Source organism: Paracholeplasma vituli (genome assembly GCF_025446935.1).
Taxonomy (GTDB): domain Bacteria; phylum Bacillota_I; class Bacilli_A; order Acholeplasmatales; family UBA5453; genus Paracholeplasma; species Paracholeplasma vituli.
The window spans coordinates 1-21,616 of record NZ_JAOEGN010000002.1; the positions used below are offsets into that span (position 1 = coordinate 1).

General features: G+C 40.2%; 35 protein-coding genes, 11 tRNA genes and 1 rRNA gene. All 47 read left to right on the forward strand.

The genetic code is table 11. The features are described 5' to 3' along the window. Window positions 1–17: 17 nt before the first annotated feature. Window positions 18–125 (forward strand): 5S ribosomal RNA (rrf, locus tag N7603_RS00935). 17 nt (window positions 126–142) lie between these two features. After that, window positions 143–218: transfer RNA gene (locus N7603_RS00940), tRNA-Val, on the forward strand. A 35-nt stretch (window positions 219–253) separates the two neighbouring features. Beyond that, window positions 254–329: transfer RNA gene (locus N7603_RS00945), tRNA-Thr, on the forward strand. A gap of 11 nt (window positions 330–340) precedes the next feature. Then, window positions 341–416: transfer RNA gene (locus N7603_RS00950), tRNA-Lys, on the forward strand. Between the two features lie 22 nt (window positions 417–438). Next, a tRNA-Leu gene (locus N7603_RS00955) sits at window positions 439–526 on the forward strand. A 19-nt stretch (window positions 527–545) separates the two neighbouring features. After that, window positions 546–621: transfer RNA gene (locus N7603_RS00960), tRNA-Ala, on the forward strand. Between the two features lie 76 nt (window positions 622–697). Beyond that, window positions 698–775, forward strand: a tRNA-Met gene (locus N7603_RS00965). A 4-nt stretch (window positions 776–779) separates the two neighbouring features. Beyond that, a tRNA-Ile gene (locus tag N7603_RS00970) sits at window positions 780–856 on the forward strand. Between the two features lie 42 nt (window positions 857–898). Further along, window positions 899–989: transfer RNA gene (locus N7603_RS00975), tRNA-Ser, on the forward strand. A gap of 11 nt (window positions 990–1,000) precedes the next feature. After that, window positions 1,001–1,077 (forward strand) — tRNA-Met (locus N7603_RS00980). A gap of 4 nt (window positions 1,078–1,081) precedes the next feature. Continuing rightward, window positions 1,082–1,157, forward strand: a tRNA-Asp gene (locus N7603_RS00985). A gap of 11 nt (window positions 1,158–1,168) precedes the next feature. Beyond that, a tRNA-Phe gene (locus N7603_RS00990) sits at window positions 1,169–1,244 on the forward strand. A 245-nt stretch (window positions 1,245–1,489) separates the two neighbouring features. Next, window positions 1,490–2,338 (forward strand): DegV family protein, encoded by an 849-nt coding sequence (locus N7603_RS00995; protein ID WP_262095446.1) that lies wholly within the window; start codon window positions 1,490–1,492, stop codon window positions 2,336–2,338. A gap of 4 nt (window positions 2,339–2,342) precedes the next feature. Next, a complete protein-coding gene (locus N7603_RS01000; protein WP_262095448.1) occupies window positions 2,343–2,780 on the forward strand; it encodes a MarR family winged helix-turn-helix transcriptional regulator in 438 nt (145 codons plus the stop codon). Window positions 2,781–2,887: 107 nt separating this feature from the next. After that, window positions 2,888–3,832, forward strand: coding sequence for an ROK family protein (locus tag N7603_RS01005; RefSeq protein ID WP_262095449.1), 945 nt, complete (start codon window positions 2,888–2,890; stop codon window positions 3,830–3,832). Further along, window positions 3,829–5,340 carry an aldolase/citrate lyase family protein gene (locus tag N7603_RS01010; RefSeq protein WP_262095450.1) on the forward strand — a complete coding sequence of 504 codons (1,512 nt, stop codon included), beginning with the start codon at window positions 3,829–3,831 and terminating at the stop codon, window positions 5,338–5,340. Before N7603_RS01005 ends, N7603_RS01010 begins: the two co-directional genes overlap by 4 nt. 197 nt (window positions 5,341–5,537) lie before the next feature. Then, entirely contained in the window at window positions 5,538–5,846 is a 309-nt protein-coding gene (gene rpsJ / locus N7603_RS01015; RefSeq protein ID WP_262095451.1) for a 30S ribosomal protein S10, read from the forward strand. Window positions 5,847–5,877: 31 nt separating this feature from the next. Beyond that, complete coding sequence (gene rplC / locus N7603_RS01020) at window positions 5,878–6,516, forward strand: 50S ribosomal protein L3 (protein ID WP_262095452.1); 639 nt, start codon at window positions 5,878–5,880, stop codon at window positions 6,514–6,516. A gap of 12 nt (window positions 6,517–6,528) precedes the next feature. Next, window positions 6,529–7,152, forward strand: coding sequence for a 50S ribosomal protein L4 (rplD, locus tag N7603_RS01025; RefSeq protein ID WP_262095453.1), 624 nt, complete (start codon window positions 6,529–6,531; stop codon window positions 7,150–7,152). Further along, window positions 7,152–7,439 (forward strand): 50S ribosomal protein L23, encoded by a 288-nt coding sequence (rplW, locus tag N7603_RS01030; RefSeq protein ID WP_262095455.1) that lies wholly within the window; start codon window positions 7,152–7,154, stop codon window positions 7,437–7,439. Before rplD ends, rplW begins: the two co-directional genes overlap by 1 nt. A 30-nt stretch (window positions 7,440–7,469) precedes the next feature. Continuing rightward, the gene (gene rplB / locus N7603_RS01035; RefSeq protein WP_262095456.1) at window positions 7,470–8,300 is read left to right on the forward strand and encodes a 50S ribosomal protein L2; all 831 of its coding nucleotides are present in this window, start codon (window positions 7,470–7,472) and stop codon (window positions 8,298–8,300) included. A 10-nt stretch (window positions 8,301–8,310) separates the two neighbouring features. Further along, a complete protein-coding gene (gene rpsS / locus N7603_RS01040) occupies window positions 8,311–8,589 on the forward strand; it encodes a 30S ribosomal protein S19 (RefSeq protein ID WP_262095457.1) in 279 nt (92 codons plus the stop codon). A 14-nt stretch (window positions 8,590–8,603) separates the two neighbouring features. Further along, window positions 8,604–8,939: a 50S ribosomal protein L22 gene (gene rplV, locus N7603_RS01045; protein WP_262095458.1), complete on the forward strand. Its 336-nt coding sequence runs from the start codon at window positions 8,604–8,606 to the stop codon at window positions 8,937–8,939. Window positions 8,940–8,949: 10 nt separating this feature from the next. Continuing rightward, a complete protein-coding gene (rpsC, locus tag N7603_RS01050; protein ID WP_263607755.1) occupies window positions 8,950–9,651 on the forward strand; it encodes a 30S ribosomal protein S3 in 702 nt (233 codons plus the stop codon). Between the two features lie 2 nt (window positions 9,652–9,653). Next, complete coding sequence (gene rplP, locus N7603_RS01055) at window positions 9,654–10,070, forward strand: 50S ribosomal protein L16 (protein WP_262095459.1); 417 nt, start codon at window positions 9,654–9,656, stop codon at window positions 10,068–10,070. A 1-nt stretch (window position 10,071) separates the two neighbouring features. Continuing rightward, window positions 10,072–10,260: a 50S ribosomal protein L29 gene (rpmC, locus tag N7603_RS01060; protein ID WP_262095460.1), complete on the forward strand. Its 189-nt coding sequence runs from the start codon at window positions 10,072–10,074 to the stop codon at window positions 10,258–10,260. Between the two features lie 10 nt (window positions 10,261–10,270). After that, window positions 10,271–10,525, forward strand: a complete 255-nt coding sequence (gene rpsQ, locus N7603_RS01065) for a 30S ribosomal protein S17 (RefSeq protein WP_262095461.1) — start codon at window positions 10,271–10,273, stop codon at window positions 10,523–10,525. A 12-nt stretch (window positions 10,526–10,537) separates the two neighbouring features. Continuing rightward, on the forward strand, window positions 10,538–10,906 hold the full coding sequence (gene rplN / locus N7603_RS01070) for a 50S ribosomal protein L14 (RefSeq protein WP_262095463.1): 369 nt from the start codon (window positions 10,538–10,540) through the stop codon (window positions 10,904–10,906). A 10-nt stretch (window positions 10,907–10,916) separates the two neighbouring features. Beyond that, on the forward strand, window positions 10,917–11,258 hold the full coding sequence (gene rplX, locus N7603_RS01075; RefSeq protein ID WP_262095464.1) for a 50S ribosomal protein L24: 342 nt from the start codon (window positions 10,917–10,919) through the stop codon (window positions 11,256–11,258). A 14-nt stretch (window positions 11,259–11,272) separates the two neighbouring features. Further along, window positions 11,273–11,812, forward strand: a complete 540-nt coding sequence (rplE, locus tag N7603_RS01080) for a 50S ribosomal protein L5 (RefSeq protein WP_262095465.1) — start codon at window positions 11,273–11,275, stop codon at window positions 11,810–11,812. Window positions 11,813–11,823: 11 nt separating this feature from the next. Beyond that, window positions 11,824–12,009, forward strand: coding sequence for a type Z 30S ribosomal protein S14 (locus N7603_RS01085; RefSeq protein ID WP_262095466.1), 186 nt, complete (start codon window positions 11,824–11,826; stop codon window positions 12,007–12,009). A 15-nt stretch (window positions 12,010–12,024) separates the two neighbouring features. Beyond that, window positions 12,025–12,423 (forward strand): 30S ribosomal protein S8, encoded by a 399-nt coding sequence (gene rpsH, locus N7603_RS01090; protein WP_262095467.1) that lies wholly within the window; start codon window positions 12,025–12,027, stop codon window positions 12,421–12,423. A gap of 15 nt (window positions 12,424–12,438) precedes the next feature. Then, complete coding sequence (gene rplF, locus N7603_RS01095) at window positions 12,439–12,981, forward strand: 50S ribosomal protein L6 (RefSeq protein ID WP_262095468.1); 543 nt, start codon at window positions 12,439–12,441, stop codon at window positions 12,979–12,981. Window positions 12,982–12,993: 12 nt separating this feature from the next. Continuing rightward, window positions 12,994–13,347: a 50S ribosomal protein L18 gene (gene rplR / locus N7603_RS01100; RefSeq protein WP_262095469.1), complete on the forward strand. Its 354-nt coding sequence runs from the start codon at window positions 12,994–12,996 to the stop codon at window positions 13,345–13,347. 11 nt (window positions 13,348–13,358) lie between these two features. Further along, on the forward strand, window positions 13,359–13,859 hold the full coding sequence (rpsE, locus tag N7603_RS01105) for a 30S ribosomal protein S5 (protein ID WP_262095470.1): 501 nt from the start codon (window positions 13,359–13,361) through the stop codon (window positions 13,857–13,859). A 4-nt stretch (window positions 13,860–13,863) separates the two neighbouring features. Next, a complete protein-coding gene (gene rpmD, locus N7603_RS01110) occupies window positions 13,864–14,043 on the forward strand; it encodes a 50S ribosomal protein L30 (protein ID WP_262095471.1) in 180 nt (59 codons plus the stop codon). A 14-nt stretch (window positions 14,044–14,057) separates the two neighbouring features. Further along, window positions 14,058–14,495: a 50S ribosomal protein L15 gene (rplO, locus tag N7603_RS01115; RefSeq protein WP_262095472.1), complete on the forward strand. Its 438-nt coding sequence runs from the start codon at window positions 14,058–14,060 to the stop codon at window positions 14,493–14,495. A gap of 1 nt (window position 14,496) precedes the next feature. Continuing rightward, window positions 14,497–15,798 (forward strand): preprotein translocase subunit SecY, encoded by a 1,302-nt coding sequence (gene secY / locus N7603_RS01120; protein ID WP_262095473.1) that lies wholly within the window; start codon window positions 14,497–14,499, stop codon window positions 15,796–15,798. A gap of 25 nt (window positions 15,799–15,823) precedes the next feature. After that, window positions 15,824–16,474 (forward strand): adenylate kinase, encoded by a 651-nt coding sequence (locus tag N7603_RS01125; RefSeq protein ID WP_262095474.1) that lies wholly within the window; start codon window positions 15,824–15,826, stop codon window positions 16,472–16,474. After that, window positions 16,471–17,220, forward strand: coding sequence for a type I methionyl aminopeptidase (gene map, locus N7603_RS01130; RefSeq protein WP_262095475.1), 750 nt, complete (start codon window positions 16,471–16,473; stop codon window positions 17,218–17,220). The genes N7603_RS01125 and map overlap by 4 nt, the downstream gene beginning before the upstream one ends. A gap of 12 nt (window positions 17,221–17,232) precedes the next feature. Further along, window positions 17,233–17,451, forward strand: a complete 219-nt coding sequence (gene infA / locus N7603_RS01135; protein ID WP_262095476.1) for a translation initiation factor IF-1 — start codon at window positions 17,233–17,235, stop codon at window positions 17,449–17,451. 11 nt (window positions 17,452–17,462) lie between these two features. Further along, window positions 17,463–17,576, forward strand: coding sequence for a 50S ribosomal protein L36 (gene rpmJ, locus N7603_RS01140; protein ID WP_052591112.1), 114 nt, complete (start codon window positions 17,463–17,465; stop codon window positions 17,574–17,576). A 12-nt stretch (window positions 17,577–17,588) separates the two neighbouring features. Continuing rightward, window positions 17,589–17,954, forward strand: a complete 366-nt coding sequence (gene rpsM / locus N7603_RS01145; RefSeq protein WP_262095477.1) for a 30S ribosomal protein S13 — start codon at window positions 17,589–17,591, stop codon at window positions 17,952–17,954. A gap of 11 nt (window positions 17,955–17,965) precedes the next feature. After that, a complete protein-coding gene (gene rpsK, locus N7603_RS01150; protein ID WP_262095478.1) occupies window positions 17,966–18,352 on the forward strand; it encodes a 30S ribosomal protein S11 in 387 nt (128 codons plus the stop codon). Between the two features lie 30 nt (window positions 18,353–18,382). After that, the gene (locus N7603_RS01155; RefSeq protein ID WP_262095480.1) at window positions 18,383–19,387 is read left to right on the forward strand and encodes a DNA-directed RNA polymerase subunit alpha; all 1,005 of its coding nucleotides are present in this window, start codon (window positions 18,383–18,385) and stop codon (window positions 19,385–19,387) included. 11 nt (window positions 19,388–19,398) lie between these two features. Next, a complete protein-coding gene (rplQ, locus tag N7603_RS01160) occupies window positions 19,399–19,761 on the forward strand; it encodes a 50S ribosomal protein L17 (protein WP_262095481.1) in 363 nt (120 codons plus the stop codon). 126 nt (window positions 19,762–19,887) lie between these two features. Further along, window positions 19,888–21,579, forward strand: a complete 1,692-nt coding sequence (locus N7603_RS01165) for a M3 family oligoendopeptidase (RefSeq protein ID WP_262095482.1) — start codon at window positions 19,888–19,890, stop codon at window positions 21,577–21,579. Window positions 21,580–21,616 lie beyond the last annotated feature (37 nt).

Sequence of the window (21,616 nt, forward strand, 5' to 3'; positions counted from 1 at the left end):
TCTAGTTTTGAGAGATGTCTGGTGACGATGGCGAAGTGGACACACCTGTTCCCATCCCGAACACAGAAGTTAAGCACTTCAGCGCCGAAAATAGTACAATGTGCGAAGATAGGTCGTTGCCAGGCAATTCTCAACCCCATTAGGGGGATTAGCTCAGTTGGGAGAGCATCTGCCTTACAAGCAGAGGGTCGGCGGTTCGAGCCCGTCATCCCCCACCATTAACTTACTTACTTGAAGATCTGCAAGTGACTAAGCCGAAATAGCTCAACTGGTAGAGCACCTGACTTGTAATCAGGGGGTTGCGGGTTCAAGTCCTGTTTTCGGCACCATTTGCAAAGTTGTCCCGTTAGCTCAGTCGGTAGAGCACTTGACTTTTAATCAAGGGGTCAGAAGTTCGAGCCTTCTACGGGACACCATTCTTAAGTTTTAAACACAAATGCCTGGATGGTGAAATAGGTAGACACGTGGGACTTAAAATCCCATGGACGATGAGTCCGTGTCGGTTCAAGTCCGACTCTAGGTACCAACTCAATTTATATTAAAGTGGGGCTTTAGCTCAGCTGGGAGAGCGCCTGTTTTGCACGCAGGAGGTCGACGGTTCGATCCCGTTAAGCTCCACCATTTTAATTATTAAAGTGTAGAAATACACTTTTGCTATATAAACATCTGATATTTTGGTTTACCCAACACAGGACATGGCGGTGTAGCTCAGCTGGTTTAGAGCGTACGGCTCATACCCGTAAGGTCGAGGGTTCAAGTCCCCCCGCCGCTACCAATTTGGACCCGTAGCTCAGTTGGTTAGAGCCACCGGCTCATAACCGGTTGGTCGTAGGTTCGAGTCCTACCGGGTCCACCAAACCCTTGTTTTACAAATTTAATCTATAAATAATTGGCAAAAGGAGAAATACCCAAGTCCGGCTGAAGGGATCGGTCTTGAAAACCGACAGGCTGTAAAAGGCGCGGGGGTTCGAATCCCTCTTTCTCCGCCATTATTAAATATCGCGGGATAGAGCAGTCTGGTAGCTCGTCGGGCTCATAACCCGGAGGTCGTTGGTTCAAATCCTTCTCCCGCAACCAAAATGGTCCGGTGGTGTAGTGGTTAACATGCCAGTCTGTCACACTGGAGATCGCGGGTTCAATTCCCGTCCGGACCGCCATTATTTGGCTTGGCTCTGTAGCTCAGTAGGTAGAGCAACGGACTGAAAATCCGTGTGTCGGCGGTTCGACTCCGCCCGGAGCCACCACTTAACACACATCAGCATAGCTGTATTTATAAATGCCATTTTGAATGGTTTTTTTATTTTTATAGCAATAATTAACGTAAATATGCGATTTATGTTGAAAAAAGCGACAGTTTTGTTATAATCATCATGGTCCTTATGGTTATCGACATTATACTTATTTATAAGTGATATGTATTGACTTAACTTATGGTTATGATAGAATATTGACATAAGTAGTTTGAATATCAAAATAATAAGGAGAACATATGTCTAAAATTGGTATTATGGTATGCGGTAACTCGGGTGTAGATTACCTGAAATTGAATTATCCGGTGAAGGTAATTCATTCCACTTTGAGTTTAGGTGGTAAAGAATATGAAGACTTTGTTGACATCACTGCGGATGATTTTTATACAACAGTAGTAAATAATCCGGACATCGCGATCTCGACTTCACAGACGCCAACAGGGAAGATTGCTGAAGTTTATGAAGCTTTTGTTGAAGAGGGCTATACGGATGTGATCGCAATCACGATTTCATCTAAGTTGTCTGGTACGTATCAAGGTGCAGTACTTGCTGCATCGATGGTAGAAGGTATCAACGTTCACGTTGTGGACTCTAGAAGTGTGTCACAAGGTGAAGTTTATCTTGTATTAGAAGCGATTGAAATGATCCGAGCAGGAAAAACTGCAAAACAAATCGCTGAAAGACTTGAGAAATTAAGAGAAAATATCAAGATTTATGTATTAGTAGATACACTGAAGTATCTTGTAAAAAATGGTCGTTTATCTGCAACTTCTGGATTTTTAGGCACACTATTGAAAATAAAACCCCTTCTCCATGTGTTACCTGAAGGTACATTAGTCCCACTTGAGAAAATTCGTACCACTTCTAAAGCAAGAGAACGCTTATTAGAAATCCTATTAAGTGATATAGAAAACAAGCAAGTGGACATTTTCATCGCCTATACCAATAATAAAGAAGATGCAGAAGGCATTAAACAATTGATTTTACAAAAGCGTAACGATGTCAAAGTCGAACTTGTACCACTCACACCGGTTGTCGGTGCGCATGCAGGTCCTGGAACTTTAGGTGTCGGATATATAGTGAGGTAAGTAGATGAGTCGTGCAAAAGATGTCATAAATGAGTTGTTAGTTGAAGTTTTTAACCATATTTTATCCATTGAAGGTCAAACCCTTCGTGAACGTGGTGTTAAACTATCGATGAGTGAAGTTCACGTATTAGAAGCTATTAAAAATTCAGAAACCAAAACGATGGGGGATGTTGCGAAAAGACTTAGGATTACACTAGGTACCTTAACGACTTCTGTCGATGTGTTAGTACGCAAGAAATATGTGACCAGAAGCAGAGCCAAAGACGATAAACGTAAAGTGATTCTACAACTGACTGACAGTGCACTTGAAGTTCTCAATATTCACGATGGCTTCCATGACGAAATGATTGAATCCGTCATGTTAGACTTGGAGTTAGAAAAAGATGAGGCATTAGTCAAATCTTTAGAAAACATCAGCCACTATTTCAAATCCAAATACTAAGCACAAGGAATACCGGTAAAGCGGTATTCTTTTTTTCGAATAATGACATTATAACGCCTTCATGTTATAATGGATGTGACTAAAAATACATCAAAAAAGGTGATCATATGAAATATGTATTTGGTATCGATGTCGGCGGGACATCCATTAAAATTGGATTACTAGATCAACAAGGTTCCTTAGTGGACTCTTTTAGCATCCCTACAAATCTTAAAGATCAAGGTAGTCATATTTTAAAAGAAGTTGCACAAGCGATTCATGCATTTAATGACCAAAAAGGCTTAAAAGACTCAGATATTTTAGGGTATGGTTTTGGTTTACCAGGACCTGTCGTTGACAATACCGCGATTCAATGTGTCAATTTAGGTTGGAAAAATGTCAATGTGGAAAAAGAATTCCAATACGCATTGGGTAAAAAAGTCCTAGTCAAAGCAGGTAATGACGCTACAGTTGCTGCAGCAGGAGAATACTGGAAACAAAACATTGAAGGCGATATCATCTTCATCACGCTCGGTACTGGCGTTGGTGGTGGGATCATTGCGAATGGTAAAGTCATCGATGGCGCGCATGGCGCAGGTGGTGAAATTGGCCATATTCGTGCTGAATTTAATGAACCACAAGCATGTACTTGTGGACTTGAAGGCTGTTTAGAAACTGAAACTTCAATCCGTAGTATCAATGCGAGAGCACGTAAACTAATGAAATTAAACACTTATAAAACAACCATCGTCGATGATGAAAACTTATCTCCAAAGCGCATTTTTAACGCTGCCAAAATGGGTGATGAACTCGGTTTAGCTGTAGCTGACAAGGTTGGAGAATACCTCGGTTTAACTTGCTCAATGCTCGCTGCAACTGTAGATCCAAAGGCTATTTTAATAGGTGGAGGTATATCTAACGCGGGTCAAGTACTCATCGATGCGATAAAAAAACATTACCGTAAATATGCGTTTTCAGCCATCAAAGATATGCAATTTGAATTAGCCAAATTAGGCAACGATGCGGGTATGTATGGGGCCGGTTATTTGATTATTGCTGGTTTACAAGCATGAGTTTAACTGTTTTATCGGCAGGCACAGGCTATGGAAAAGCATTTCAAGTTCATAAAAATAACCTCCACTATACAGAGACTGTAGATGCCAAGTATGAAATCACCCATTTTCTATCGATTAAACAACGGGTGTATCAAAAGCTTGAAAACCTTAAAAATCAATCCGCTATGGATGAAATTATCACTTTCCAACAAGCGATTCTAAATGATCAAATGTTTGAAAATGAAGTTAAAACAAAAATCAAAACCAAAGATATCACAGCCAAACAAGCATTAAAAGAAGCCATGGCTCACTATATTAAAACCTTTGAAGCAATGGAAGATGCGTATTTAAAAGAACGTGTAGATGACATTATCGATTTAAAAGAAAGATTATCGAATGGGCTCGATGAAGTGATTCAACCGGTGATTTCAGAACCGATTATTCTTGTTTGTGATATCTTATACCCTTCGTATCTATTCGAATATGAAGCCCACATTCAAGGCATCATCGTCCAATCAGGTAGTGCTTTATCTCACGGTGTAATTCTCGCTAAAGAACGCAATATCCCATGTGTAGAAGTCGATCAATTCGAATTTCACGAATCAGATTACATCTTTTTAGATACAGAACACCAGCAATTGTTACTAAATCCAGACAAACACGCTGTAATCGGATGGTTATCGGCTAAACAACAATCGGATAGCTCACTAGATATTCCACACTTTCCAAAACGTCTTTACTTGAACGTATCCGGTGAGACACCACTAGACCCACGTTATATTGAAGCTTCCGATGGTATTGGTTTATACCGTTCAGAATTCCTATACTTCCAACACAATCGGTTCCCATCCATTGACAAACAAGTTGAGATTTATGGACAGTTTTTAAAACAATGTAATCCTAAACCTGTAGTGATTAGAACCTATGATTTCGGGGATGATAAAAACCCACTTAATTTAGGACCCGTACAAAGAGGTGTATCGGATTATTTCATCACTTATGAAAAACCCTTCATCGAACAGCTCTCGGCCATATTGGTACTCAATGAAACCTATAGTAATTTAAAGGTTATGATTCCGATGGTTAAAAGAAGAAGCGATATTGATGCAGTGATTCAATTGATGAAGACCCTTCAGCACAAGTTTGGTTTCAGCAAGAACTTACCACCAGTGGGTGTGATGATTGAAACCGAAGAAGCTTTTATGCATCTTGAAGAGTTTTCCACAGTCGATTTCATCTCGATTGGATCGAACGATTTAGGTAAGAGCCTATTTCATATCGACAGGCATACAACCATTGATGAAGTAACCTATGCCAATCAAATAATCAAAGCTATTGAAGAAATCGATCAGTTCGCGAAGCATCACCAGATTTCCTGTACCGTCTGTGGGGATATCGCAAGTAGACCCTACGCTTTAAAGAAGATGCTCGAAAGCCAAATTAATAGTTTTAGTATTCCGATGCCATTTTTAAAAGAAGCAAAACAAATTATCAAACAGTATAAAAACAAGAATATGAAATCCTAAGTACACTTTTTATCAAAAAAAAGTACAAAAAGGGTTGCATATTCTTTTTGTTTATCATATAATAGATACGCTTACGCACAAGCAAAAGGCTGTGAAATGGAAGGTTGTCGGCACACGGATAGCCGTTGTCTATGTGAAGGGTTTTTCCATGGAGCAAGTCTATGACAAGATTATAGGCGAAAGGAGACATTTATAAAATGGCAAAAGAAGTTATCAAAATTCGTTTAAAGGCATATGATCACAGACTAATTGATCAATCCGCGAAGAAGATTATCGAAAGCGTAACCAAGACTGGTGCAAAGGTACATGGTCCAATTCCACTACCAACTGAAAAAGAAATTTTCACCATTCTACGTTCCCCACACGTTAACAAAGATTCACGTGAACAATTCGAACGTCGTACTCACAAGAGATTAATCGAGATCTTAGATCCAAATGCACAAACAATTGAAGCTTTAATGCATATCGACTTACCTTCAGGTGTTGATATCGTGTTAAAGAAGTAGTAAAAACAAAGACTAAAAAGGAGATAGAAACATGGCCAAAGGAATCTTAGGTAGAAAATTAGGTATGACTCAAATCTGGAATGCAGATGGTCAACTAGTCCCTGTAACCGTAATCGATGTTGCTCAAAACGTAGTGCTTCAACAAAAAACTGTTGAAACTGACGGATACGTTGCGACCCAAATTGGTTTCGAAGACAAAAGGGAAAAATTAAGCAACAAGCCAGAATTAGGGCACGTCGCAAAAGCTAACACAGCACCTAAGCGCTTCATTAAAGAAATTCGCTTTAACGAAACGCTTAATGAATTAGCGGGGTTAGCGGTTGGGTCTGTCGTTTCTGGAGATATGTTCAAAGCAGGCGAACTCATCGACGTAACTGGAACTTCTAAAGGTAAAGGTTATGCAGGTGCGATCAAACGCCACAATCAAAGCAGAGGACCAATGGGTCACGGATCGATGTATCACCGTGCGCCAGGTTCGATGGGTGCCATCAAAGGCAACATGAAAGGTAAAAATCTACCAGGGCATATGGGTGCTGAACAAGTTACAGTTCAAAACTTAGCTGTCGTAGCATTTGACACCGAAAGAGAAGTACTACTTGTTAGCGGTAGCGTACCTGGACCAAACAATGGTTTAGTCGTCGTTAAAACTGCAATCAAGAGTATTAAGTAAGGAGGAACCAAGATGCCTAAATTACAAGTATTAAATCTAGAAGGTTCAAAAGTAACTGACCTTACATTAAATGAATACGTATTTGGTATTGCCCCACATAACCAAGCATTATATGACGTTGTCAATGCTCAAAGAGCTGCAATGCGTCAAGGGACACACGATACTAAAACACGCTCTGAAGTTTCCGGTGGCGGTAAAAAACCTTGGAAACAAAAAGGAACAGGTAGAGCTCGTCAAGGTTCTACAAGAAGCCCACAATGGAGACATGGTGGTATTGCATTCGGTCCTAAACCAAGAAGCTATGATGTTAAAGTTAACCGCAAAGTTGCACAACTTGCAATGCGTTCCGCGTTATCAAACCATCAAGCAAACAACTCCCTAGTTGTTGTTGAAAACTTAGCTGTTTCTCAACCGAAGACTAAAGAGTTCGCAGCGTTATTAAGCAAGTTAAACATTACAGAAAAAGTATTGATCGTCGACACAGTATTCGCTGATGAAGTGTTCTTAGCAGCACGTAATTTACCGAATGTTATGCTCGTTCAAGCTTCCCATGCGAGCGTTTATGACTTACTAAACTGCAAGCAATTATTATTAACTCAAAATGCAGTTAAATACTTCGAGGAGGTGCTTGCATAATGACTAAATATTACGACATTATCAAAGCTCCAATCATCACTGAACAATCTTCTAAGTTAATTGAATCTCAAAATGCTTATACTTTCGAAGTTGATCGTAAAGCAAACAAAGTAGAAATCAAAAAAGCTGTAGAAGCCATCTTCAATGTTACAGTTGTAAGAGTAAACACCGTAAACGTATCCCCTAAATTCAAGAGAATGGGTAAATACGAAGGATACAAACAAGCATACAAAAAAGCAATCGTAAAACTAGCGGATGGTCAAAAGATCGACCAATTCACAGTTTAAGATTAGTGAAATGTTAAAGGAGAATTAACTATGGCGGTTAAAGTTTATAAGCCGACGTCCGCTGGACGCCGCAACATGAGCGTTTTAACGTTCGAAGAAATCACAACATCCACTCCTGAAAAATCACTACTCGAGCCAATTCACAAAAATGGTGGACGTAATAACTCAGGTAAAATTACAGTTCGTCATCAAGGTGGCGGCGCTAAACGCAAATATCGTGTAATTGATTTCAAGAGAAATAAAGATGGTATCGTAGGTAAGGTTGCTACAATCGAATACGATCCAAATAGAAGTGCAAATATCGCGCTCATCAACTATGTAGATGGTGAAAAGCGTTATATCATCGCGCCTAAAGGTTTAGAAGTTGGCATGTCCATCGAATCCGGTGAACACGCAGATATCAAAACTGGTAACGCGCTTCCAATCTTCAACATCCCAGTAGGTACTGTCATTCACAATATTGAATTACATCCTGGTAAAGGTGGCCAATTGGTTCGCTCCGCTGGTACATCTGCACAAATCTTAGGTAGAGAAGAACGTTATGTTCTTGTTCGCTTAAGTTCTGGTGAAGTAAGAAAGATTTTAGGCACATGCCGTGCAACCGTTGGTGAAGTAGGTAATGAAACTTACGAACTCGTTAGAATTGGTAAAGCAGGACGTACTAGACACATGGGTATCCGCCCAACTGTCCGTGGTGCTGTTATGAACCCTAACGACCACCCACATGGTGGTGGTGAAGGTAAGAACCCAATCGGTAGAAAATCACCAATGACACCTTGGGGTAAACCTGGTCGCGGTATTAAGACAAGAGATTCTAAGAAGGCATCGAACGATTTAATCGTAAGACGTCGTACAAAGTAGGAGGGTAAACATGGCACGTTCAATTAAAAAGGGTCCTTTTTGTGACGATTACCTATTAAATAAGGTAAGAACCGCTAAGAAGGCAAAAGATAACAAAGTAATCCAAACTTGGTCAAGACGTTCAACCGTATTCCCTGACTTTGTAGGATTAACGATTGCAGTATATAACGGTAGAGAACATGTACCTGTATATATCACAGAAGACATGGTAGGGCACAAACTAGGTGAATTCTCACCTACACGTACTTTCCGTGGACACGGCGCTGACAAGAAAGCAGCTAAGAAATAATGACGGAGGTTAATATGGAATCTAGAGCTATGGCAAACACGGTGCGTATTGCACCAAGAAAAGCAAGACTAGTTATTGATCTCATTAAGGGTCTAGAAATCAAAGAAGCGCAAGCGATTTTGAAGTATACCCCTAAAGCTGCCGCTCCAATTATTTTAAAGGTGCTTAACAGTGCAGTCGCTAACGCGGATCATAACTACAACATGAATGTAAACAACTTATACATTAAAGAGGCGTTCGTCAATGAAGGCGTACGCATGAAGAGAATGATGCCAAATTCCAAAGGACAAGGCAACATTATCGTTAAAAAGACTAGCCACATCACAATTGTAGTGGCAGAAAGAGTTTAGGAGGAATACGATGGGTCAAAAAGTTAGTCCAGTCGGCTTACGCATGGGGATAACCCGTAATTGGGATGCGAAATGGTATGCAGAAAAAAATCAAGTTCCGGCTCTTTTAAAAGAAGATATTGAAATCAGAAAGTACCTAAAAGACACTTTCAAGAAGGCATCTGTTTCCCAAATCGAAATCGAACGTTTAAAAGGTAAAGCTAAAGATAGAGTTAAAGTAACTTTATACACCGCTAAACCTGGTGTCGTCATCGGTAGAGATGCTGAATCCAAAAATAAAGCAGTAAAAACACTTGAACACATGACTAAAAAGGAAATCATCCTTAACGTCGTTGAAGTGAAACGTTCAGAACTCAATGCAGAACTCGTTGCGCAAAGCATTGCTGAACAATTAGAAAACCGTGCATCTTTCCGCCGCGTGCAAAAGATGGCTATGCAAAGAGCATTAAAAGCAGGAGCTAAAGGGGTTAAGACACTTGTGTCTGGTCGTCTTGGCGGTGCTGAAATCGCTCGTAGCGAAGGCTATTCTGAAGGCCGCGTGCCACTACATACTCTACGTGCTGATATCGATTATGCAACTGCAGAAGCGACAACCACTTATGGTAAATTAGGCGTAAAAGTATGGATTTTCAAAGGCGAAGTTCTACCTGGACAAAAAGTTAGATCTGAAGCTGCACCAAGAAGAGACAAGCGCAGTAAAGGAGGCAAGTAATTATGTTAATGCCAAAAAGAACTAAATTCCGCCGTCCTCATCGCGTAAGTTATGAAGGTAAGGCAAAAGGTAATCTTGAATTACAAAACGGCAACTGGGGCTTACAAGCTACAGAAGGTGCTTGGGTAACCAACCGCCAAATCGAAGCTGCCCGTATTGCGATTACAAGACACATGAAACGTACAGGTAATGTATGGATCAACATTTTCCCACATTTAGCAAAAACAAAAAAACCACTAGAAGTACGTATGGGTTCCGGTAAAGGTGCACCAGATTCATGGGTTGCTGTTGTTAAGACTGGCAAAATCATGTTTGAAGTTGCAGGCGTCAGCGATGAAATCGCTCGTGAAGCTTTAAGACTTGCCTCCCATAAACTTCCAGTTTCAACAAAGATTATTCGTAAGGTAGGTGACCAATAATATGAAAGCGATCGAAATTCGTAAAATCAGCACCGCTGATTTAAACAAACGCATCAACGAATTAAAAATTGAATTATTCAACTTACGTTTTCAACTTGCTGTTGGTCAACTAGAAAATACCGCACGCATAAGACAAGTAAGAAAATTAATTGCACAAATGAAGACAATCATTAGTGAACGTAACGAATAAGGAGGATACTATGGAAAGAAACAATAGAAAAGTGTTCACAGGAACTGTGGTATCAACCAAAATGCAAAAAACGATCACAGTGGTAGTTGACACATACAAAAAACACAGCTTATACGGGAAACGTGTTAAAGTTTCCAAAAAATATCATGCACACGACGAAAACAATCTTGCGAAAGTTGGCGATGTAGTTACCATTATGGAAACTAGACCACTTTCCGCTACTAAACGTTTCAGATTAGTAGAAGTTGTTACGAAGGCAGAATAAGGAGGGACTATCATGATTCAACAAGAAACTAGATTAAACGTCGCTGACAATAGCGGCGCACGTGAAGTCTTAGTCATTAAAGTTTTAGGTGGTACCCGCCGTCGTTATGCTAACATCGGCGATGTTGTAGTAGTTGCAGTTAAAAAAGCAACTCCAGGCGGCATCGTTAAAAAAGGTGACGTAGCAAAAGCGGTTATCGTCAGAACCGTGTCTGGCTTAAGACGCGCAGACGGCTCATACATCAAATTTGATGACAATGCAGCAGTCATTATTAAAGAGGACTTAAACCCACGTGGAACCCGTATTTTCGGACCAGTGGCAAGAGAGCTTAGAGATAAGAACTTCATGAAGATCGTATCCCTTGCTCCGGAAGTATTATAAGGAGGACATCATGAACATTAAAGCTGGAGATACAGTTGTTGTTATTGCTGGTAAAGACAAATTCTCTACCGACAAAAAAGGCAATAAAGTAAAAACAACTGGTAAAGTATTAAAAGCATTTCCTGGTGAAGACCGCGTCATCGTTGAAGGCGTCAATAAAGTTAAAAAACATGAAAGACCAACTCAACAAAACGAAAAGGGTCAAATCGTGGAAGTCGAAGCACCAATCCATGTATCTAACGTGATGATTCTCGATCCAAAGAAGAACGTTCCAACTCGCGTTGGTTACAAAGTCGTAGACGGTAAGAAAGTCCGTATTGCGAAAAAATCAGGCGCAAGCCTTGATAAATAAGAAGGAGTTTGACTATGAGTAGATTAAGAGAAAAATACGATAACCTCACCAAACCCGAATTAATGAAAGCATTCAACTATACTTCCGTCATGCAAGTACCAAAGATCGAAAAGATCGTTATTAACATGGGTATCGGCGATGCTGTAGCTAACCCTAAAGCACTCGACGATGCAGTTGAAGAATTAAGCGTAATCACTGGTCAAAAACCAGTTGTTACTAAAGCAAGAAAATCAATTGCGAACTTCAAACTACGTGAAGGTATGCCAATTGGTTGCAAAGTAACATTACGTGGCGAAAGAATGTACTATTTCTTGGACAAATTAGTTTCAGTTTCCTTACCACGTGTAAGAGACTTCCGCGGTATTTCTAAAAATGCATTCGACGGTCGTGGTAACTACACATTAGGTATCAAAGAACAACTCATTTTCCCTGAAATTAATTTCGATAAAGTGAAAAAAGTACGTGGCATGGACATTGTCATCGTAACAACGGCACAATCTGACGAAGAAGGTAAAGCTTTACTAACTTCCCTTGGATTACCGTTCAAGAAATAAGGAGAATAAACATGGCTAAAAAATCTATGATTGCGAAGCAACAACGCGTGGCTAAGTTTTCAACACAAGCTTACACAAGATGCACACGTTGTGGCCGTCCGCACGCAGTATACCAAAAATTTGGAATTTGCCGTATTTGTTTTCGCGAATTAGCCTATAAAGGCGAACTACCTGGCGTTAAAAAAGCTAGCTGGTAAGAAGGAGGAAATAATATGGTTATGACTGATCCAATCGCGGATTTACTAACACGTATCCGCAACGCGAATTCAATGCGTCATGAAACGGTAGAAATCCCTGCATCCAGACTTAAAGCAGACATCTTAGGTGTCTTAAAACAAGAAGGTTTCATCGTAGATTTCGTATCTAAGAATGAAGCAGTGGGTTCTACATTAGTAGTTACATTGAAATATGCCGCAAATAACGAACGCGTTATTAAAGGTTTAAAGAGGATATCGAAACCGGGCTTACGTGTCTACGCGCAAGCTAGCCAATTACCTAAAGTTCTTAATGGACTTGGTATTGCGATTATTTCGACATCAAAAGGTATTCTTACCGACAGAGAAGCAAGAAAACAACAAATTGGTGGCGAAGTGCTCGCCTACGTTTGGTAATAGGGAGGAAAACATATGTCACGTATAGGTAATAAAGTGATTATTGTTCCTGCTGGCGTTACCGTCACTGTAGGAGAAGGGAACTTAGTCACAGTTAAAGGCCCTAAAGGCACTTTATCATTTCAGTTTTCGGATCGTGTAACAATCCATCAAGAAAACACACACATTAACATTACAAGAGCATCCGATATCAACGAAGACCGTAAATTACACGGTACTACCAGAGCAGTACTTGCTAACATGGTAACTGGTGTTTCTACAGGATTCACAAGATCCCTAGAAATCATCGGTGTTGGTTATAGAGCTTCATTAGAAGGTAAAAAGTTAGTCATCAACGCTGGTTATTCCCACTTAGTAGAAATGGAAATTCCAGAAGGTGTGACCGTAGCCGTACCTAAAAATATAGAAGTCATCTTATCAGGTGCAGACAAGCAAGTCATTGGTGAATTTGCAGCAAACATTCGCGCTATTCGTAAACCAGAACCTTACAAAGGCAAAGGTATTCGTTATAAAGGTGAAAATGTTCGTCGCAAAGAAGGCAAGACTGCTAAGAAGTAGGAGGGCATATATATGATCAGTAAACAATCAAGCAATGTAACACGCCAAAAGAGACATTTACGTATTCGTCAAACTCTTTCTGGTACGGCAGCAAGACCTCGTTTAAGTGTATATCGCTCTAATACAGCATTCTATGCACAACTTATTGACGACGAGAACCAAACAACCCTATTCGCAGCAAGAAGCCAAGAATTGAACTTAAAAGGTTCTAACATTGCAACTGCTTCTGCAGTAGGTAAATTGATCGCAGAACGCGCTATCGCAGGTGGCGTTACTGAGGTCGTATTCGACAGAAGTGGTTACTTATACCACGGGCGCGTCAAAGCGTTAGCCGAAGCAGCTAGAGCAGCTGGATTGAAATTCTAAGGAGGGTAATCATGCGTAAAGTTAGAGAAAAAGAAGTCGAATTATTCGAAGACCGCGTGGTTGCTATCAACCGCGTAACTAAAGTAGTAAAAGGTGGTAGACGTTTCAGATTCGCAGCACTAGTCGTTATTGGTGACCATAATGGAACTGTTGGGTTTGGCTTAGGCAAAGCTCAAGAAGTACCAGATGCAATCAAAAAAGCGGTAGAAAACGCGAAAAAGAATTTAATTAAAGTTGCAGTTGTTAACAATACAATTCCACATGCTATCACTGGAGAATTCGGTGCTGGTAAAGTATTCTTAAAGCCTGCTTCTGAAGGTACTGGAGTTATCGCCGGTGGTGCTATTCGTACCGTTTGCGAACTTGCAGGTATCAACAATATTCTTTCAAAATCTTTAGGATCAAAAGCTCCAATCAACATGGTTAGAGCAGCATTTGCTGGACTTGAAACATTAAAGACTAAAGAAGATGTTGCTGCGCTTAGAGGCGTTGCAGTAGAAAGCTTGGTGTAAGACTATGACATTAGAAATTACATTAAAGAAATCTTTAATTGGACGTAATCCAAATCAAGTTAGAACCGCTCATGCATTAGGTTTAAAGAAATTGAACCAAACTGTAGTTAAAGAATCCAACGACGCGATCGTGGGTATGGTTAAAACCATTGCTCACCTTGTGGTTGTTAAAGAAATCGCGTAAGGAGGGACACACACATGCTAAATGAATTAAGACCAAATGCAGGCGCACGTAAGAATCGTAAAAGACTCGGACGTGGAACAGCTACTGGACAAGGTAAAACGGCTGGTAGAGGACAAAAAGGTCAAGGCTCCAGATCTGGTGGCGGTACTCGCCTAGGGTTTGAAGGTGGACAAATTCCTTTCTTCCAACGTCTTCCTAAACGTGGATTTTCCAACGTTAACCGTAAAGACTTCGCTATCATCAACTTAACACAACTTAATGTGTTCGAAGATGGTACAGTCGTTACTCCAGAATTACTATTAGAAACTAAACTCATTGGTAAATTACAATCAGGCGTTAAAGTGTTAGCGAATGGAGCTTTAGAAAAGAAATTAACCATCAAAGCGAACCACTTCTCAAAACAAGCCCTTGTTTTAATCGAACAAGCAGGCGGAACGGCTGAGGTAATCTAACATGTACCGTATCAAAGCGATATTTTCAAACGTACAACTTTTAAAAAGAATTGGTATTACTCTATTATTGTTATTCATCTTCCGTATCACAACCTGGATTCCAATCCCGCTAATTGATACGTCAAGCATCACTGAGTTCATCAGTGGTAATGACTTCTTAGCCATTTTAAATAACTTTACTGGTAATGCATTAGGACGTTTTTCCATCATGGCTATGGGTATATCGCCTTACATTACGGCGTCCATCGTAGTACAAATGCTACAAATGGATATCGTGCCTGTTCTTAAAGAATGGAGCGAACAAGGCGAGACTGGTAAACAAAAACTTAACAAACTAACCCGTGTTCTCGGTTTAGTGTTAGCCTTTGTTCAGTCACTTGTATTATTACTTGGTCTTGGGATCGCGGGTAGTGAATTCTTACCTGATATCTTAACACCATCCCCTATTTTATACATTTATATGTCGTTAGTAGTTACTGCCGGTGCTGCATTCGCAATGTACCTTGCAGATTTAATCACACGTAAAGGTATCGGAAATGGTACCAGCCTATTGATCGTAGCCGGTATTGTTACCTCCCTACCTTCAATGGCAACCATCCTTTGGAGCAAATACATCACCAATGGTAATGGTGGATGGGACATCGTTCTATTCATCACGGTCATCTTGATTTATGTAGCTGTACTTCTAGGGGTTACTTTCCTTGAAATTGCGAAGAGAAGAATTCCAATTCAATACGCAAACCGTCAATCCGGTCAAGGCAAGACAACTTCTGATTTACCAATTAAGCTTAATACTTCAGGGGTAATTCCGGTTATCTTCGCATCGACTATTCTAAGTATTCCATTATCTGTATCCGGTATGTTTGGGTTAGATACGACAACATCCCTTGGTTCCTGGTTGGATCAAATCTTCAACTATCAACAACCAATCGGGTTCGTCTTATACATTGGACTCATCGTTGTGTTCTCATTCTTCTACGCTTTCTTGATGTTAAATCCAGAAAAAGTAGCAGACAACCTATCGAAATCCAATGCCTACATCCCAGGCGTTAGACCAGGTCTAGATACGCAAAACTATATTGCGAAATTAATGTTTAAGGTTACTCTTTTAGGTACTGTTTACCTCGTGATTCTTGCTGCTATGCCAATCGTTACAAGTATCGTATTTGGTTTTAATGCAAACGAATCTCAAGCAGTCGTTTTAGGGGGAACATCCTTACTTATTATCGTAGGGGTTGCGATGGAAACCACAAACCAAATTGAAACTGAAGCAAATAATCAAGAATACAAAGGCATATTTTAGGCCTAACAAGAAAGAGGTATGAACCATGAGACTGATTATTATGGGCCCACCGGGCGTTGGTAAAGGCTCACTTGCTAGTGACCTTACAAAGCATTATCATATACCTCATATTTCAACGGGAGAAATGTTTCGAGCAGAAATCAAGAAAGGTTCTCCCGTTGGGAAACTTGTTCAAAATCAGATCAATGCGGGCAAGTTTGTCAACGATTCGTTAACGAACGACATTGTCCGTATTCGCTTACAGGCGCGCGACGTGAAGGAAGGCTTCCTTATGGATGGCTATCCTCGCAACTTGCGTCAAGCGGAAGACTTCGATCATATTTTGATGCAATATGGTTGGACTGTGGATTATGTCATCTACCTCGATTCACCAGAAGACGTTATTCTAGACCGTATTACCGGTCGACGCGTATGTCCAACATGCGGTAGCACGTATCATGTTAGAAATAACAAACCGAAAGTCGAAGGTATTTGTGATAAAGACCAAACACCGCTCGTGCAAAGACCCGATGATACCGTCGCAATCACAAAAGAACGTTTAGTTATCTATCACGATCAAACGCAACCAATCATTGAATACTATCGCTCCAAGGGCAATATCATTACAATTGATGGACGTGGATCGATTGAAGAAGTATCTAGACGCGTTATAGAAGAACTTGATGGTAAAAAATGATTACATTAAAATCACAACGAGAAATCGACATCATGCGTGAAGCTGGCCGAATGGTCGCACTCACCCGTGAAGAAGTAAAGAAACACATTAGACCAGGCATATCAACAAAGGCACTGGACGAAATTGCGGAAAACTTTATTGTTTCTTTAGGGGGCGTTCCTTCCTTTAAAGGGTATAATGGCTTTCCTGGTTCAGTTTGTCTATCGGTCAATGAAGTCGTCGTTCATGGCATTCCTTCCCCTAAGATGATTCTTAAAGAAGGCGATATCGTGTCACTCGACATTGGCGTTTACTATAAAGGCTATCATGCAGACAGTGCATGGACATATCCAGTAGGCACCATATCCCAAGCCGATCAACAACTTTTAGATGTAACGCTGGCTTCTTTATACGAGGGGCTAAAACAAGCGATTCCTGGCAATCGAGTATCGGATATCTCCGCGGCGATTGAAGCCTATGTCAAACCTTACGGTTACGGCATTGTGGAAGAATTCACAGGTCATGGCATTGGTAAAAAGTTGCACGAAGATCCGTTCATCCCAAATTTCGGTAAACCTGGAATGGGGGCCTTGTTAAAACCGGGCATGACATTCTGTGTTGAACCCATGGTTAATATTGGGACAAAGCGCGTCAAAATCTTACAAGACAATTGGACTACGGTCACAATGGACAAAAAGAAAAGCGCACACTTTGAGCACATGATCGCCATCACAGAGACTGGTTATCAAATATTGACCGAACTTTAAAGGAGGCTATTTATGGCAAGAGAAGATTTAATTGAAGTACAAGCAAAAGTAGTCGAAGTACTACCAAATACCAAATTTAAAGTGGAACTTGAAAATGGGCATGTAGTACTCGCACACGTATCCGGTAAAATCCGCATGAACAACATTCGCATTTTACCTGGTGATAGCGTTACAGTTGAGTTATCACCATATGATTTAACACGCGGCAGAATCACGTATCGCCGAAAGTAGGAGGAAATCAAATGAAAGTTAGAGCATCAGTAAAACCTATTTGCGACAAATGCAAGGTTGTAAAGCGCAAGGGTAGAGTAATGGTTATTTGTGAAAATCCAAAACACAAACAACGTCAAGGATAATAGGAGAATAATATGGCACGTATAGCAGGTATTGACATTCCACGCGACAAACGCGTAGTTATTAGCTTAACTTACGTTTTCGGGATTGGAAGAAGTCTTTCAGAACAAATTTTAAAAGATGCTCACGTATCTGAAGATACAAGAGTTAAGGATTTAACAGAAGATGAACTAAACCGCATTCGTACTGAGGTTGCAAAATACCAAGTCGAAGGTGATTTAAGAAGAGAAGTCACATTAAACATCAAACGTTTAATGGAAATCGGTTCATATCGTGGAATTCGTCATAGAAAAGGTTTACCAGTAAGAGGACAAAACACAAGAACAAATGCGCGTACTCGTAAAGGTAAAGCTAAGACTATCGCGAATAAGAAGAAATAAGGAGGGTCATCATGGCAGGTAAAAAAACAACTAAACGTCGTGTAAAGAAGAATATTCCGCTTGGAATGGCTCACATTCATACCACGTTTAATAATACAATCGTCACCATCACAGACCAAGGCGGTAACGCTATCGCTTGGAGCAGTGCAGGTGCACTAGGTTTCAAAGGTTCTCGTAAATCTACACCATTCGCGGCTCAAATGTCCACTGAAGCTGCTGCTAAAGCTGCAATCGAACATGGTGTAATTAAAGTTGAAGTATCCGTAAAAGGCCCAGGCCCAGGTAGAGAAGCAGCGATTCGTTCCATTCAAGCTGCAGGTCTTGAAATCACAGCGATTAAAGACGTCACTCCAGTTCCTCACAACGGATGCCGCCCACCTAAACGTCCTCGTGGATAATATCTATAACAAATAAAGGAGGTAATCATTTTGCAAGATCTTAAGTTTTCGAAACCAGAAGTAAAGGTTGAGTCTGTATCAGGCGATAGTACCAAAGCAATTTGCACCATCAGCCCGCTCGAAAGAGGTTATGGGATTACCATTGGTAACTCACTTCGTCGTGTACTGTTATCTTCATTACCAGGCGCAGCGATTGTCAATGTAAAGATTGAAGGAGCTGAACACGAATTCTCAACACTTGAAGGTGTTATGGAAGACGTGATGAGTATTGTTTTGAATCTTAAAAAAGTGGTCTTATCCGTTGATTCAACGGATCCAAATTTCGAAAAAGAAATTGAAATCCACCAAAACGGTGCAGGTGTCGTTACCGCTTCAGATATTATTCATGACAGTGATATAAAGATTATTAACCCTGACCAAGTCATCGCGACTGTGGTTGAAGGTGGTAAATTATCGATGTATATGACCGTCAGACGTGGCATTGGGTATGTCGGTTCTGTGAAGAACAAAGCATTCTCCAATTCAGTCGGCGTGATTGCGATCGATTCGATCTATACACCGATCAATCGTGTTGCTTACGAAGTTGAAAAGACTCGTGTCAACAATGATGCTGATTATGACAAATTGATTATGGAAGTGGAAACCAATGGCGCGATTAAAGCTCATGAAGCCTTATCGTTAGCTGCGAAAATGATGATTGATTACCTATCTGTCATCGTGGACTTGGACGCAACCACCCACGACATCAGTTTCATGTCTGAAAAAGTAAGCGAAACCAACACCCATAAACTTGAAAAGCCAATTGAAGAATTAGACCTATCGGTTCGTTCATTCAACTGCCTGAAGAGAGCGGGTATCAATACGCTAGCTGAATTAACTAAGAAGACAGAAGAAGAAATGATGCGCGTCCGTAACTTAGGACGTAAGTCATTAAAAGAAGTAAAAGAGAAGTTAGAAGATTTAGGTTTAAGTTTTGCTGCTGGTTATGCTAACGGTAGAAAACTAGACGTTGCTTCTGACGATGACAACGAATAAGGAGAACTACTATGGCAGGATATAGCAGATTAAGACGTAACAGCGCTCAAAGAAGAGCCCTTCTTAGAGATTTGGTTACTGACTTAATTATTCATGGACAAATTGAAACCACAGAAGCTAAAGCTAAAGAACTCAGCAAATTGGCTGACAAGATGGTCACCCTTGGTAAGAAAGGCACATTAGCTGCAAGACGCCAAGCCCTAACAATCGTTAGAGACGAACTTGTCAAAGAAGGTCAAACTGCAGTTCAAAAACTGTTTGGAGAAATTGCCCCTAAGTTTAAAGATCGTAACGGTGGTTATACCCGCGTGATCAAAACATTGCCACGTCTTGGTGACTCAGCCCCTATGGCGATCATCCAATTTGTGGAATAATTAACACCAAAATAAATACACAGAAGTCATTTGATTTCTGTGTTTTTTTCGCATTTTTGATAATATCCTTATCTATTTTTAAATAGATGGTGTTATACTATTCATAACATTACTGGAGGTAACCTAATGAAATTTAAAGACTTTCAATATCAAAGACCTGATGTAGAAGCTATTAAGGCTAAATATGTTCAAGTTATGGCTGATTTTAAAGCTGCATCATCCGCTCATATGCAAGCAGATATCATCAAACAAGTATTCAGTTTAGTAGATGAAGTCGATACTATGGCTCAACTCGTATCGATCCGTTATTCATTAAACACACAAGATCCATTTTACGAAGCTGAGATGGAGTTCATCGATGAGGTTTCACCTGAACTTCAAAACTTAGTCAACGAGTTCAATAAACTTGTTTACGGATCGAAGTTTAAAAATGAATTGATTAAAGTATTTGGAGAACATTACTTCAATCAAATCGAAGTATCATTAAAATCTTTTGACGAAAAGATTATTCCACTACTTCAAGAAGAAAATAAACTCAATAGCAAGTACTCGAAAGTAGTCGCGTCTGCTCAAATCGAATTTGATGGGGGGGTATATAACCTTTCTCAAATGAGTCCATTTACACAAAGTAAGGATCGTGAAACGAGACACCGTGCCCAACTTAAAATTTCTGAATTCTTCGCTTCAAAAGAAGCTGAGCTGGATGAAATCTACGACAATTTAGTCAAAGTTAGAAACGACGCTGCGAAAGCACTCGGTTATGAAAACTTTGTCGAATTAGGGTATAAACGTTTAGGTAGAACCGATTATGGTTCGAAGGAAGTGAAAGCTTACCGGGAACAAATCAAACGCGATGTGGTTCCGTTTGTTGAAAAACTAATTCAAAGAAAGGCTAAGCGTTTAGGTATTAAAGACCTTAAGAGTTATGATACCATTTCATTCTTATCAGGTAACCCAACCCCTAAAGGCGATTTAACTTGGCAAGTTGAACAAGCAACTAAGATGTATCGTGAACTCTCAAAAGAAACCGATGAATTCTTTACATTTATGAAAGACAGCGAACTGCTTGAACTAGACTCCAAAAAGGGAAAAGCTGGTGGTGGTTATTGTACATTTATTCCAGGGTATAAAGCCCCATTTATCTTCGCAAACTTTAATGGGACATCGCATGACGTCGACGTTTTAACCCACGAGGCAGGGCATGCTTTCCAAGTCTATCAAGCTAGAGAATTCATCAATCCGATGCAACGATTCCCTGGTTATGAAGCCTGTGAAATTCACTCGATGAGTATGGAATTCTTTGCGTGGCCTTGGGTACCGCTATTCTTTAAAGAAGATGCTGAAAAGTACTATTTCTCACACTTATCCGGTGCGATTTCCTTCTTACCTTATGGTGCGCTAGTAGATGAATTCCAACATGCAATTTATGAAAATCCGAACATGTCTAAAGAAGAACGTAAAGCTACTTGGAGAAAACTTGAAAAAGTATATCAACCATCCAAAGATTATGATGATGACCACTTCATGGAAAAAGGTACTTACTGGTTCAGACAAAGTCACATTTTCCAATCCCCGTTCTATTATATTGATTATACGCTCGCCCAAGTATGTGCGTTCCAATATTGGATTCGTAACCATGAGAACCATCAAGAAGCGTGGGCATCCTATGTTGAGCTATGTAAGTTAGGTGGATCTAAAGGATTTGTCGTATTGATGAAAGATGCGAAACTCAATAGTCCATTTGAGGATGGCACAATTCTTAAGACCATTAAGCCATTAGAAGCATTTTTAAATACCATTGACGATACAAAATTATAGAAATAATGCAAAACCTAGGACAAAACCTAGGTTTTTT

Bases quoted from the DNA above. Each gene is read 5' to 3' on its own strand.
- N7603_RS00995 (WP_262095446.1), top strand. From the start codon at position 1,490: ATGTCTAAAATTGGTATTATGGTATGCGGTAACTCGGGTGTAGATTAC.
- N7603_RS01000 (WP_262095448.1), top strand. From the start codon at position 2,343: ATGAGTCGTGCAAAAGATGTCATAAATGAGTTGTTAGTTGAAGTTTTT.
- N7603_RS01005 (WP_262095449.1), top strand. From the start codon at position 2,888: ATGAAATATGTATTTGGTATCGATGTCGGCGGGACATCCATTAAAATT.
- N7603_RS01010 (WP_262095450.1), top strand. From the start codon at position 3,829: ATGAGTTTAACTGTTTTATCGGCAGGCACAGGCTATGGAAAAGCATTT.
- rpsJ (WP_262095451.1), top strand. From the start codon at position 5,538: ATGGCAAAAGAAGTTATCAAAATTCGTTTAAAGGCATATGATCACAGA.
- rplC (WP_262095452.1), top strand. From the start codon at position 5,878: ATGGCCAAAGGAATCTTAGGTAGAAAATTAGGTATGACTCAAATCTGG.
- rplD (WP_262095453.1), top strand. From the start codon at position 6,529: ATGCCTAAATTACAAGTATTAAATCTAGAAGGTTCAAAAGTAACTGAC.
- rplW (WP_262095455.1), top strand. From the start codon at position 7,152: ATGACTAAATATTACGACATTATCAAAGCTCCAATCATCACTGAACAA.
- rplB (WP_262095456.1), top strand. From the start codon at position 7,470: ATGGCGGTTAAAGTTTATAAGCCGACGTCCGCTGGACGCCGCAACATG.
- rpsS (WP_262095457.1), top strand. From the start codon at position 8,311: ATGGCACGTTCAATTAAAAAGGGTCCTTTTTGTGACGATTACCTATTA.
- rplV (WP_262095458.1), top strand. From the start codon at position 8,604: ATGGAATCTAGAGCTATGGCAAACACGGTGCGTATTGCACCAAGAAAA.
- rpsC (WP_263607755.1), top strand. From the start codon at position 8,950: ATGGGTCAAAAAGTTAGTCCAGTCGGCTTACGCATGGGGATAACCCGT.
- rplP (WP_262095459.1), top strand. From the start codon at position 9,654: ATGTTAATGCCAAAAAGAACTAAATTCCGCCGTCCTCATCGCGTAAGT.
- rpmC (WP_262095460.1), top strand. From the start codon at position 10,072: ATGAAAGCGATCGAAATTCGTAAAATCAGCACCGCTGATTTAAACAAA.
- rpsQ (WP_262095461.1), top strand. From the start codon at position 10,271: ATGGAAAGAAACAATAGAAAAGTGTTCACAGGAACTGTGGTATCAACC.
- rplN (WP_262095463.1), top strand. From the start codon at position 10,538: ATGATTCAACAAGAAACTAGATTAAACGTCGCTGACAATAGCGGCGCA.
- rplX (WP_262095464.1), top strand. From the start codon at position 10,917: ATGAACATTAAAGCTGGAGATACAGTTGTTGTTATTGCTGGTAAAGAC.
- rplE (WP_262095465.1), top strand. From the start codon at position 11,273: ATGAGTAGATTAAGAGAAAAATACGATAACCTCACCAAACCCGAATTA.
- N7603_RS01085 (WP_262095466.1), top strand. From the start codon at position 11,824: ATGGCTAAAAAATCTATGATTGCGAAGCAACAACGCGTGGCTAAGTTT.
- rpsH (WP_262095467.1), top strand. From the start codon at position 12,025: ATGGTTATGACTGATCCAATCGCGGATTTACTAACACGTATCCGCAAC.
- rplF (WP_262095468.1), top strand. From the start codon at position 12,439: ATGTCACGTATAGGTAATAAAGTGATTATTGTTCCTGCTGGCGTTACC.
- rplR (WP_262095469.1), top strand. From the start codon at position 12,994: ATGATCAGTAAACAATCAAGCAATGTAACACGCCAAAAGAGACATTTA.
- rpsE (WP_262095470.1), top strand. From the start codon at position 13,359: ATGCGTAAAGTTAGAGAAAAAGAAGTCGAATTATTCGAAGACCGCGTG.
- rpmD (WP_262095471.1), top strand. From the start codon at position 13,864: ATGACATTAGAAATTACATTAAAGAAATCTTTAATTGGACGTAATCCA.
- rplO (WP_262095472.1), top strand. From the start codon at position 14,058: ATGCTAAATGAATTAAGACCAAATGCAGGCGCACGTAAGAATCGTAAA.
- secY (WP_262095473.1), top strand. From the start codon at position 14,497: ATGTACCGTATCAAAGCGATATTTTCAAACGTACAACTTTTAAAAAGA.
- N7603_RS01125 (WP_262095474.1), top strand. From the start codon at position 15,824: ATGAGACTGATTATTATGGGCCCACCGGGCGTTGGTAAAGGCTCACTT.
- map (WP_262095475.1), top strand. From the start codon at position 16,471: ATGATTACATTAAAATCACAACGAGAAATCGACATCATGCGTGAAGCT.
- infA (WP_262095476.1), top strand. From the start codon at position 17,233: ATGGCAAGAGAAGATTTAATTGAAGTACAAGCAAAAGTAGTCGAAGTA.
- rpmJ (WP_052591112.1), top strand. From the start codon at position 17,463: ATGAAAGTTAGAGCATCAGTAAAACCTATTTGCGACAAATGCAAGGTT.
- rpsM (WP_262095477.1), top strand. From the start codon at position 17,589: ATGGCACGTATAGCAGGTATTGACATTCCACGCGACAAACGCGTAGTT.
- rpsK (WP_262095478.1), top strand. From the start codon at position 17,966: ATGGCAGGTAAAAAAACAACTAAACGTCGTGTAAAGAAGAATATTCCG.
- rplQ (WP_262095481.1), top strand. From the start codon at position 19,399: ATGGCAGGATATAGCAGATTAAGACGTAACAGCGCTCAAAGAAGAGCC.
- N7603_RS01165 (WP_262095482.1), top strand. From the start codon at position 19,888: ATGAAATTTAAAGACTTTCAATATCAAAGACCTGATGTAGAAGCTATT.